At 58.8% G+C, this 11692-nt stretch carries 9 protein-coding genes and 1 pseudogene; 5 read left to right on the top strand and 5 right to left on the bottom strand.

The window, feature by feature from the left end:
- Positions 1–78: 78 nt before the first annotated feature.
- A complete protein-coding gene (locus tag ACYZTK_RS19205; RefSeq protein WP_462011286.1) occupies positions 79–390 on the bottom strand; it encodes a DUF6482 family protein in 312 nt (103 codons plus the stop codon).
- Between the two features lie 224 nt (positions 391–614).
- On the bottom strand, positions 615–1103 hold the full coding sequence (locus tag ACYZTK_RS19200) for a TIGR00645 family protein (RefSeq protein ID WP_462011285.1): 489 nt from the start codon (positions 1101–1103) through the stop codon (positions 615–617).
- A 198-nt stretch (positions 1104–1301) separates the two neighbouring features.
- Between ACYZTK_RS19200 and ACYZTK_RS19195 the strand changes: the two genes are divergently transcribed.
- Positions 1302–3131 carry a hypothetical protein gene (locus ACYZTK_RS19195; RefSeq protein ID WP_462011284.1) on the top strand — a complete coding sequence of 610 codons (1830 nt, stop codon included), beginning with the start codon at positions 1302–1304 and terminating at the stop codon, positions 3129–3131.
- Positions 3132–3133: 2 nt separating this feature from the next.
- Here the strand turns inward: ACYZTK_RS19195 and ACYZTK_RS19190 are convergent, their stop codons facing one another.
- Together ACYZTK_RS19190 and ACYZTK_RS19185 are read right to left on the bottom strand one after the other, a co-directional pair.
- A complete protein-coding gene (locus tag ACYZTK_RS19190) occupies positions 3134–3475 on the bottom strand; it encodes a PA4575 family protein (RefSeq protein WP_462011283.1) in 342 nt (113 codons plus the stop codon).
- Between the two features lie 319 nt (positions 3476–3794).
- A complete protein-coding gene (locus ACYZTK_RS19185) occupies positions 3795–6233 on the bottom strand; it encodes a Lon protease family protein (protein ID WP_462011282.1) in 2439 nt (812 codons plus the stop codon).
- Between the two features lie 274 nt (positions 6234–6507).
- On the opposite strand from ACYZTK_RS19185, the gene ACYZTK_RS19180 reads away from it, so the two are divergent.
- The 4 genes from ACYZTK_RS19180 (at position 6508) to ACYZTK_RS19165 (ending at position 10136) form a co-directional block, all read left to right on the top strand.
- On the top strand, positions 6508–6996 hold the full coding sequence (locus tag ACYZTK_RS19180; RefSeq protein ID WP_266011947.1) for a DUF3015 domain-containing protein: 489 nt from the start codon (positions 6508–6510) through the stop codon (positions 6994–6996).
- Positions 6997–7089: 93 nt separating this feature from the next.
- On the top strand, positions 7090–8943 hold the full coding sequence (locus ACYZTK_RS19175) for an Lnb N-terminal periplasmic domain-containing protein (protein WP_462011281.1): 1854 nt from the start codon (positions 7090–7092) through the stop codon (positions 8941–8943).
- Positions 8944–9214: 271 nt separating this feature from the next.
- Positions 9215–9571, top strand: a complete 357-nt coding sequence (locus ACYZTK_RS19170; protein WP_462011280.1) for a hypothetical protein — start codon at positions 9215–9217, stop codon at positions 9569–9571.
- A gap of 70 nt (positions 9572–9641) precedes the next feature.
- The gene (locus ACYZTK_RS19165) at positions 9642–10136 is read left to right on the top strand and encodes a GreA/GreB family elongation factor (RefSeq protein ID WP_462011279.1); all 495 of its coding nucleotides are present in this window, start codon (positions 9642–9644) and stop codon (positions 10134–10136) included.
- On the opposite strand, the pseudogene gdhA reads toward ACYZTK_RS19165, so the two are convergent.
- Positions 10133–11469, bottom strand: a pseudogene (gene gdhA / locus ACYZTK_RS19160) (NADP-specific glutamate dehydrogenase). The gene ACYZTK_RS19165 and the pseudogene gdhA sit on opposite strands and share 4 nt — an antisense overlap.
- Positions 11470–11692: the final 223 nt, after the last annotated feature.

Below are 11692 nucleotides of genomic sequence, written 5' to 3'. Positions count from 1 at the left end.
TGCACAGCGCATCCCGGAGCGCCCGGAACCAAAAGGGCCAGCAGACTAGCACAGATGTTGGTGCGCTGATGAGGGTCGTCAGCCCTGCAAATTTGTATGGAAGGCTATCGGCACTTTCAAGCTCTCCCCGGCACTGGCACCCATCCCGCACATTTCGTCGTGCACCGAGGTATGAACCAGGTTGAAAGGCATCGCGGGAAAGGCATGCAGCACTTCACGGGCATGCTCGACCGAGCGCAAATGCAGCACTTTGCCGTGAGCATCGCTCAAGGGGTAGGCAGCACCATGTATACGCGCCTCCAGCAGGTAGATCCCGCCTTCCAGCGAAATCAGGTTCAGCTCATCGACCTTGCGGGCGATGGCAAAGGCATTGAGCTCTTGCAGATTCATGTACGCACCTCAGACAGTGGCGAGTCAGGACCCTTACAGGCATAGGCTTCGCTGCTTCGAAGCACAAGCCATGAACGGCACCATCCGTCTGTTTTGCCAGGCCTGCGCCTCTGGCCAAGACCTTCGCTGTGGGAGCAAAGCTTGCTCGCGATTGCGCCAGCAGGGTTTTATCTGAGACAACAGAATGGCCATCGCGAGCAAGCTTTGCTCCCACAGGATTGCGGTCAGTGCTTGGTGAGTTTGTCCAGGTAGCCCATGGCGAAGGCCGACACCACGAAGGTCATGTGAATGATCACGTACCACTTCAGGTGCTCGGGATCGACGTTCTTGGCGTCCATGAAGACCCGCAGCAGGTGGATCGAGGAAATGGCCACGATGGACGCTGCCACTTTCATCTTCAGCGAAGACGAGTCCATGGTGCCCAGCCAGTTGAGCTTCTCTTTATGATCGTCGATGTCCAATTGGGAAACGAAGTTCTCGTACCCGGAAATCATCACCATCACCAGCAGGCCGCCCACCAGCGCCATGTCGATCAGCGACAGCAGCACCAGGATTACATCCGATTCAGCCATCGAGAATACGCTGGGAATGACGTGAAACACTTCTTGAAAGAATTTCAGTCCCAAGGCCAACAATCCTAACGACAGGCCGAAGTAGATCGGCGCCAGCAGCCAGCGCGAGGCGTACATTGCATTTTCGATAAAGCGTTCCATCAAAATCTCACACCTGGTCTGGAAATGGCCGCGAGTATACCAGCCGCCCGTGACTGTCTATATCCAGATGCAGGCAGATGCAGCCAGAACCAGCGAGAAACCGACGGCAAATCCGCAACCTGCGCGTGTGTGACAAGTTTTTTCTGCTAGTGTCGAAACAATTGACAGCTCAGCGACATCGGACAGGAAAACGGGAAAATGGATGTGCGATTGCCTTTAATGAGCGCTGGAATTTGCCTGGCGTTACTGATGAGCGCCTGCTCGCCCAGCGATGAAAAACGCCAGGTCAGCCTTGAAGAGAAAACGGCCCAGTTCGAAAAGTCGCTGGATGCCATCAATGATCCCAAGCTCAAGGAGGCAGTGGCGGAACTGGGCGGCTCACTGTTGTTGCTCGAACGCGCGCAGATCAAGCTCGACAGCAAGCCGCTGGAAATCGAATACAGCCAGGATGCGCTCGCCGTACTTAAGCATTACCCCACGCCCCAGGCGCTGGTCGACACGTACATCAACGGTCTGTTCGTGTTGCACAAGGACTCCAGCTCCGACTACCTGACCGATCTGCAACCGGTGTTTCCCTTCAACTTCAACGTCCCGGATGCCTTTCTGTTTCCCCATGGCGTTGAGTGGCTGTCGGTAACACTGAGCAACAAACGCGTCATCCCGTTCCAGCCGGAATGGTCGGAAACCGATCCTGGCATCCAGTTGAGCCCCTCCAGCTCCAACCTGACCAATCCCGACGACCTGACCGTCACCTATCCTTTTATTGATGGCCTGGATGTCGACAACAAGCACCAGCCGCAACCCGTCAGTCTGCAAGGCAAGGTGGAAGTCATCGCACCGCGCCGGCTCTACAGCTTCGACCTGACCGGGAAGGACGTGGGCCAGACTCGTACCAACGACAACCTCAGCGTCAAGCTGCTGAGCCTTGAAAGCAACTATGCCGAAATCGAATTCAGCAACAGCGCACCTGTGGCGCCAGAGGTGGCTGACACTCCGCTAAATCCGTTGATCGTCCAGGCAAAAGACAGCACCGGGCAATTTCTCTCGCGCTCCGGCTCAATCAACGAGACCTCCGCCCAGATTGCGTTTTATCAAAAGCAACTGGCCCTGCTGCAACAGCAAAAGGCCTGGAGCGAAAGCCTCGAGAAACAGCTCGAGTCTGAGCAACGGACCTTCGAAAAGCAGCAGACCCGGCATTACTCCAAGGTTTATTTCAATGGACCGATCGACGCCCTCGAAGTCAGTGTGCTGGACTTCTCCAGCGCCACGGTGATCCGCAAGGACCTGGACTTGCCAGTGCGGCGCTTCGACGCCCACACCACCGAGAAGTCGATCAAGACATTGGATCTGCCCGTGGTGGTGTATGACGACCAGGCCGCGAGCTGGCTTAAGGGCGCGACCCTGACCGAAGAGCAGCTGAAAAAAGGCGTGAACATCCGTCAGTCAGTTGATGATCCCAGCGCCGCGCGTATCGAATTCGATCACCTGAGAAGCTTCAACGACGAGCTGCTGGGCAGCTCATTCAACCCTGGCGAAAGCCCGGTGAGTTTTTTTACCGAAGACGGCAGAGGCAAACGTGACGAGCCGATCGAGCTGCCGCCCGAGGCGTTCCAGATCGATCCTTTGCGCGGCACCATCACCTATGACCTGAACCTGTTCCCGGAGACCCCGGCTTATGCGGTGGGCTCAATTCCGCTGTTCCTGGCGAGCATCCAGAAAAACACCCTGGACGCCCATCAGCTGCCCAAGGGGCTGGAACTCAGGGGTAATGCCCTGTTGGTCGACCTAAAGGAATTTCCGGAGCAGGACTGGCGTTTTTACGCCCGGGACGACAGTGGTAATTATCTGAAGGAGATTCTTGCAGTCAGTCACGATGCCAGCGCGGAGGGCCCGGCGCTGACGGGCGTGCATTACTTTTATGGCCAGCCTACCCGCCTGGAAACCTACCAGCGCGTCGATCTGGCTACCGTGCAGTACGGCTTCGAGGTCAAGCTCGACAAGGCTGACACTTCCAGCCTTGATCAATAGCTTCAACGATCCGGCCGAAACTCGAAACCAGCAAGGTTGCGCGAACGTCCACCATTGATTTCGCGCAGCTGGGCTTGCAGATGCAGGCACCAGATTTGCGGGTCATCGGCCAGTTCGTAGCCGTGCAGGGTCAGACTTTCAACGATAGTGTCGAGGATGGATTCAGCCACGAAAGGGCCGTGAAAAGGTCCTTGTGCCTTGATCGCAGAAGGTTGTTCGCCAGCCATTCCGGCGGCAAACAGCAAGGTCCACATGCCCGTATCACCCGCCAGCGGGCGGATGGCGCATTCGATACGGGTCACGAGGCCCAGGCATTGTCGGGTGAGGCAGAGGTTGCGCGACATGGCGGCGACCCTCGATAGATCCGGTGTTCAGCCCTCATCAGAAGACTGTTTCGATCCAGTGATACTGTCGATATCCTTGAGCTCAGAATAGAAGAAAAGTCTGGATACCATGCCAGGTAGAACCAGAAGGCGCCGAATGGTCATTGTGTGAATATTGGCGCCAGAGTGATGGCACTTTCATCCCAGCTCCCGGATTAAACTGTGGGAGCGGGCTTGCTCGCGAATGCGGTCTGTCATCCAACTGATGCGTTGGCTCAAGGACCGCCTTCGCGAGCAAGCCCGCTCCCACAATGGGTCAGTGTAGGGCCTGAAACATTTATCAGGCCGGTTTGGCTTCTGCCAAAGCCTCCAGCGCCGCTTCCTTCTCGGCTTCCTTCAGGTCCTCTTCACTGATCATTTCCGCAATCACCCGCAGGCGCTCAACGACCCGGGCGTTGACGCTGCCTTCGGGGAACTCGCCATTCTCATCCGGCGCCCCCGCCGGCTCGCCCACCAGCAGGCTCAAGGCTTCATCGGCCTGGCGCACCGCGTAGACGTGGAACTGCCCGGCACGCACCGCCGCCAGCACCTTCTCATCGAGCATCAGCGTGGCAACGTTGGCCTGCGGAATGATCGCGCCTTGCTCACCCGTCAGGCCACGGGCCTCACAGAGGCGGAAGAAGCCCTCGATCTTCTCGTTGACCCCGCCCACCGCCTGCACTTCACCGAACTGATTGATCGAGCCGGTAATCGCAAAGCACTGCTTGAGCGGCGTTTTCGACAAGGCCGAAATCAGCGTGCAAGCCTCACCCAGCGATGCACTGTCACCGTCCACGTAGCCGTAGGACTGCTCCAGCGCGATGCTCGCGGAAATCGCCAGGGGGAATTCCTGCGCATAACGGCTGCCCAGGTAACCAGTGAGGATCATCACCCCCTTGGAGTGAATCGGCTGGCCCAGGTTGACCTCGCGCTCGATGTCGACGATTCCGCTGCCCCCCGGATAGACCGTGGCGGAAATCCGCGCCGGCACACCAAAGGCCGAGTCGCCAACTTCCAGAACGGTCAGCCCGTTGCACTTGCCCACGGCGGCGCCATCGGTGTCGATCAGGATGATCCCGGCCAGCATGTCATCGAGAATCCGCGCCGAGACTCGCCCGGTGCGAGTCGCCTTGGCCTTGAGTGCTCGTTCGATGTGGCCCGCATCGGTCATTTCGTCCGCCGCCAGGTGACGAATGAAGTCTGCCTCGCTGACCAGCTGGAACAGGTCGCCAATCCGCGCCGACAAGCGCCCCTGGTGTTCGGCCAGGCGTGCGCTGTAGGTCGCCAGGCGCGCCACCGCATCGGCGGTCAATGGCGCCATGCCCTCTTCCGAGGTGCGGGTTTTCAGCAACTGGGCGAACTGCTCCAGACTTTCGTCGACCATCGGAATGTCTTCGTCGAAATCCACCAGGACGCGGAACAGCTCCTGGAAGTCCGGATCGAGGTCCTGCAGCGTGTAATACAGCTGCCGTGCGCCGATGATGACAACCTTGACCTGCAGCGGGATGTGCTGCGGCGTCAGCGTCACGGTGGCCAGGCGGCCCAGTTCGCCCAGTGGCGACTCCATTTTCAGCTTGCGCGATTGCAGGGCGCGCTTGAGCGCATCCCATACGAATGGCTCACTGAGCATTTTTTCTGCTTCGAGGATCAGGAAACCGCCGTTGGCCCGGTGCAGTGCACCCGGTCGCAGTTGACGATAAGTGGTGTAGAGCGCGCCCTGGTCGGTGCTGTATTCGATCCGCCCGAACAGGTTTTCGTAGGTCGGATGCGGCTCGAACACCACTGGCGCGCCGCCGCTGGACGAATGACCAACCACCAGGCTAGGGGCGTATTGCTCTTCGAGCATCTTGCGGGCGACAGCATCGATTTTGCTGTCGTCGACCATCTGCTCGACCACGGTTTTCAGCAGGTAAACCTGCATCGCCTGCAAGTAGCCGCAGACCGCTGCGTTTTCGGCATATTTTTCCGACAACGGCGACAGCAATGGCTGCAAGGCCAGGGTGATGGTTTCTTCGTTGAGGTGGCGCAGCTGATTGCTCGACTCGCGTTTCCATTGCGGCAGACTGGCGAGCTCTTCGTTAAGCCGTTCTTCCAGACCGGAAATGTCGTCGTGAAAACGGTCGCGATCGGCTTCCGGCAACTGCGCGAACTCCGCTTCGTCCAGCGCTTTGCCATCACCCATCGGGGTAAACGCGATGTTGCTGGCGTCACGGTAGAGCGCGACGTCCTTCTCCAGTGCCAGGCGCTCGATGATGTCCAGCGCCTTGTCGTAGCGCTGGTTGAAGGCACGGTCGATGGCACTTTTCTTCTGCTGGTAGGACGGGTGTTCAAACACCGCAGGAAACGTCGCCACCAGGTTGTCGATCAAGCCGTTGATATCGCCGATGAACGCACCGGCAGTGCCCGACGGCAATTCCAGTGCCCGAGGCTCGCGCGGCTCGTCGAAATTGTTGACATAGACCCAGTCCGCCGGGGTCTGCAGGCGCTTGCCTTCGGCTCTCAGGTAGCGTTTGACGAACGAGAACCGGCCAGTGCCGGGCTCACCCATGACGAATACGTTGTAACCGGGGCGTGGCATGGCCACGCCGAACTGCAAGGCTTCGACCGCGCGTTCCTGGCCGAGTACACCGCGGAAGGGCTCCAGATCATTGGTGGTAGAGAAGCTGAACTGTTCAGCGGAAAACGGACGGGTTAGCGCTTCAGGCGCTAGACGCAAGCTGGCAGCAACAGGATCAGGCATCGGGCTTCCTTACATCAGGCGGGGCAGATAGCGGCATTCTGGCGCTGCCCACACCCCACTTGCAAGGCGCGCCTCATGCCAAAGCATAGCCAAACGGCCATCCCCAGCCTGGCCGGGTCTAAATCAATGATTTCAACGAATCTTTTGCAAAAAATAACGGAACCCTTGGAACGTGCCTAAACTCCAAATTGCGCGGCTGGAACAATAACCGGCCCACTGGCGCCAGATCGGGCCAGACCCTGTCCATTGGTATGCACATAAAGAGAACAAAGCTATGAAACGGATTCTTCTCGGTACTCTCTTCACCGCTGTATCCCTCAACGCCATGGCACAAGCGCCCGGCGGTCCGGATTGCGGTTGGGGCAACATGCTGTTCGAAGGTCAGCGTGGCACCCCGGCTCACTTCCTGGCATCCACCACTAACGGCACTTCCGGTAACGCAACTTTCGGTATGACTTCCGGTACCAACGGTTGCTCGACTAACGCGTCGCTGACTTATGGCGGCAAATCCTGGCTGGCCATGAATGGCATGATGAATGAGCTGTCCGAAGACATGGCCAAAGGTAACGGCGAAGCGCTGACTACCTATGCTGTGGTACTGGGCGTGGCACCGGAAGATCGTGAGCACTTTGCTGCCGTGACTCACGAGCACTTCCAGCAGATTTTCAGCAAGGCTGACGTAACCGCTGAAGACGTGCATACCAACACCCTGTCCGTTATCAAGAACGATGCTCGTCTGGCCAAGTACGCCACTCAAGCATAAGCTCCACCCCACCCGCTCCTCTTGAGGGGCGGGTTTTATTTTTTGGACCTGTGCCCCCTTGGGTCTTTGTTTCTTTTCATTAAGTTGCCCACTATGCTCAAACGCCTTGCCTGGTTGGCGCTCTGTGCCTGCGCCCCGCTGTCCGCCGCGCCAAACATCGACCCACAACGTTTGCAGCAACTGGCTAACGACCCTTTCTGGATCTCCCTGGGCCACTACGAAACCGCCAAGCTCGGTGGCTGGCGTAGCTACGTCAGCGACAAGAAGTTCTTCCTGGCGCCCGACGGCAATGAACATCCGGACCGCGAGCTGGCGGCCACCGTCCAGGCGCTGTACGCCCCGGCGAGCGCCGGCGAGAAACACGCGCAATGTGTCTACCCTGCACGTACGCGCTGGCTCAAGGCAGAGCTGCAGCTGAAGGATTTGCCAGCGCCCGAATGTGCTGAATTCAAGCAGTGGTTCAAGGACGTCTCGCCGCACAGCGCGGTGATGATCTTCCCTGCGGCCTATCTCAACAGCCCGTCGTCGATGTTTGGTCACACCCTGCTGCGCATCGACCAGGCCGATGTGCAGAGCGACAAGACCGCGCTGCTCAGTTACGCGATCAACTTCGGCGCCTACATCGAAGGCTCGGACAACAGCATCCTGTACGCCTGGAAAGGCTTGATGGGTGGTTATCCGGGGCTGTTTGCACTGGTGCCCTATCAGGAAAAACTCTCGGAATACCGCAGCCTGGAAAACCGCGACTTGTGGGAATACCGCCTGAATCTGACCCAGGCAGAAACGGCGCGGATGGTCGAGCATGTCTGGGAGCTGAAACAGACCCAGTTCGACTATTTCTTCTTCGACGAAAACTGCTCTTATCGCTTGCTCGAACTGCTGCAGGTGGCCCGCCCGAGCCTGCGCCTGACCGAACAATTCCCCCTGACGGCGATCCCGACCGATACGGTCAAGGCGGTAAAAGAGGCGGGTTTGGTGGAGTCCATCCAGTATCGCCCATCCCGAGAGCGCGAACTGCTGAGCCGTGCCGAGCCTCTGAGCGATGAAGAACAACAATGGGTGCTGAAAGTCAGCGCCGACCAGAAGCAGCTGCAAACCTCGGCCTTTAAGGTTTTGCCTCGGGATCGCCAGGCGCTGATCATCGACGCCGCCTATCGCCTCGAACGCTACCGCGCCAACGGCCAGGAGCGCGATCCTGAACGCTCCCAGCGCAGTTTTGAACTACTGCGCGCGATCAACCAGAACCCGGCGCCGGAACTTGAAATCCCGCGACCTGGGCTGCCAGAAGACGGTCATGAATCGCGCACCTGGCAGGCCGGTATCGGTACTCGAGGCGATGAGGCCTTTGCCGAATACGGCCTGCGCATGGCCTATCACGACCTGAACGATAACGCCGAAAGCTTCCCCCTCGGCGCACAGATCGAAATCCTGCAGATGAAGCTGCGTCAGTATGAAGGCAATCGCTGGCAGTTCCAGCAGCTGGATCTGGCGACGATTCGCTCCCTGACGCCGCGCAACGAGCTGTTGCAGCCGATGTCGTGGCAAGTCACCGGTGGCCTGGAGCGCGTTCCCGGCAAACATGACGATGAGAACCTGGTCAGTCACGTCAATGGTGGCGGCGGTGGCACCTGGCAATTGACCGAGGACATGCTCGGGTTTGCCCTGGGCACCGTGCGCGTGGAGCACAACAATGATTTTGCAGAATTTATTTCTACGGCAGCAGGCTTCAACACGGGGTTGCTGTGGAAAAACCCGCTGGGAAATTTCAGCCTGGAAACCAAGGGTGATTTTTTCACCAATGGTGAAGTGCGGCGCAGTGTGAGTCTGAATCAGCAATGGGAATTGTCGCGCAACCTGGGGCTGCGTCTGAGCGCGCAGCGCGAGTTCAGCCACATAGCTTCGCCAGTGAATGAAGTGATGCTTGAGATGAAGTGGTATCACTATTGACCGCTCGCCTGCGGGGGCAAACCAAACCTGTTGGAGCAAACCTGTGGGAGCAAAGCTTGCTCGCCACAGGATCGGCGCGGTACATCCCAAAGACCGCATTGCTGCCATCGCGAGCAAGCTTTGCTCCCACAGGGCCTTGCACTTGCGGGCTTAGCTGTTAACAGGCACTGCTCCCACCGGGCCGCGATGTTTTGATGTTTCTTTCACATCCGCCTCACGAATCCCCTCCTAGACTTCCATCATTGGCCGTAAGACGGCCTGGGAGTTCGAGATGTGGCGTTGCGTGAGTGCGTTGAGTGTTGTGCTGCTGATCACGGGTTGCCAGTCAACCCACGAAGACCTGATCGCCAAGGGTTATCCGCCCGCCTTCGCCGATGGCTTCGACGACGGCTGCAGCAGTGGCCGGCAGGCTGGCGGAGCGATGACCGGGGAGTTCCGCAAGAATGTCCCGCGCTACCTCAAGGATCCGCGGTACGCCGAAGGCTGGAGCGATGGCTTTCGCCAATGCCAGGCGATGCTGGAAAATCAGGATCGCGAAGACTATCGCAGCCACCATTGGGATGATCGCGACAAAGCCTGGGAGCAGCAGAAAGACCAGGATGCGGCGCGCGCCTATCGCTCGCAATGAGTCGCCCTCGGACATCCGCCGAAACTTAATGCCTGCGAGCATGGCCCAAACCCTACAACGGGAGAAAACCATGAGTCGCGCCTTCGTCAATGAAGATAACGCCGCTGCGCAAGCCGATCAGCCGGTTGAACGGCACATCAGCACGCAGCCCAATTACGTCACACCTGCGGGGCTGATTCAGCTGCAGGCCAAGGTGGCCGAACTGCAACAGCAGCTCGGCGAGCAATCAGCCAAGGGTGAACAGGCCGACAAGCAGCGCCAGGCAGACCTTGATCGGGATTTGCGGTATTTCAATCAGCGCCTGCTCAGCGCGCAGGTGGTGACGCCTGCCAGTTCCACCGACAAAGTGCAGATTGGCAGCCGAGTGACCTTCGCCGATGAGCACAGCGCCGAGCAAAGTGTGCAACTGGTGGGGGAAGATCAGGCAGACGCACCGGCGGGCCTGATCAACTGGGGCTCGCCGCTGGGCCGGGCGCTGCTTGGAGCGCAACTCGGGGATGAGGTGCTATGGCAGCGCCCGGCCGGCGATCAACTGATCGAGATCATCCGTATCGAACCGGCTTAAACCACGCCCTGGGCGAGCATCGCGTCGGCAACTTTGACGAAGCCGGCGATGTTCGCACCTTTGACGTAGTTGATCCGACCATTCTCTTCACCGTAATGCACGCAGGCGTGGTGGATCGACTGCATGATCGCGTGAAGCTTGCTGTCCACTTCGCCGCCGGTCCACAGCAGGCGCATGGCGTTCTGCGACATCTCAAGGCCACTCACCGCAACACCGCCGGCATTGGATGCCTTGCCTGGCGCGAATAAAATGCCGGCCTCGATGAACAGGTCCACGGCTTCCAGCGTGGTCGGCATATTGGCGCCTTCAGCCACGCAGATGCAGCCATTGCGCAGCAACGTGCGCGCGGCCTCGGCATCGAGCTCGTTCTGCGTTGCGCAAGGCAACGCGATGTCGCACGCCAGGTCCCAGGGGCTGTGGCCGGCACGGAACTCCAGGCCAAAACGCGCGGCCAACTCGCTGATGCGTCCACGCTGGACGTTTTTCAGCTCCAGTACGGCCAGCCATTGCTCTTCGCTCAAACCCGCTTCGCAGTACAGCGTGCCTTCGGAGTCCGACAGCGAAATCACTTTGCCGCCCAGGTCCATGACCTTGCGTGCCGCGTACTGCGCCACGTTGCCCGAACCAGAGATCGCCACGCGCTTGCCATCGACGGTTTCACCGCTGCGCTTGAGCATCTCCTCAGCAAAGTAGACACAGCCGAAACCGGTGGCTTCCGGGCGAATCAGGCTGCCGCCGTAGCTCGGGCCCTTGCCCGTCAGAACGCTGGTGAACTGGTTGCTCAGGCGCTTGTATTGACCGAAGAGGAAGCCGATCTCCCGGGCACCGACACCGATATCCCCGGCCGGCACGTCCACGTCTGCACCGATGTGCCGGTACAGCTCGCTCATGAAGGCCTGGCAGAAGCGCATGACTTCAGCATCGCTTTTACCTTTGGGGTCGAAGTCCGAACCACCCTTGCCGCCGCCCATGGGCAACGAGGTCAGGGAGTTCTTGAAGGTCTGTTCGAACGCGAGGAATTTCAGCACGCCGAGGTTTACCGAAGGATGGAGCGCAGACCGCCCTTGTACGGGCCGATCGCACTGTTCATCTGGATGCGGAAGCCGCGATTGACCCGCACCTTGCCGTGATCATCGACCCAGGAAACCCGAAACACGATGACCCGCTCCGGCTCGCAGATACGCTCCAGAATGCCGGAGGTCAGGTAGAGCGGATTGGCTTCAAGAAATGGCCACAGGCTGCGCAGGACTTCTTCAACCGCCTGATGAAATTCAGGCTGGTCGGGGTCACGTTTTTTCAGGCGGGCAAGGAAGGATTCAACGGATTCGATCATGGAAAAGTCTCGGCAAATTTATTGTCGTTGGAGAGATTGGGCCGGACTTTAACAAACGAATCGCGCACAGGAACAGCGCAAGATGTCGCCTTTATGAAATTAAATGGTGCACAGGATATAAATTAATGCGTTTCTTGGGTGGAAAGCGCACCTGAAGAGGGAGCCAGCCTTTGAGACACGCACCATCGTTAGACCGCTATCGCGAGCAGGCTCACTCCTACAG

Source organism: Pseudomonas sp. LB3P31 (assembly GCF_054897945.1).
The sequence above is the reverse complement of the archived record's forward strand: the minus strand, read 5'-3'. Positions and strand labels throughout refer to the sequence as shown.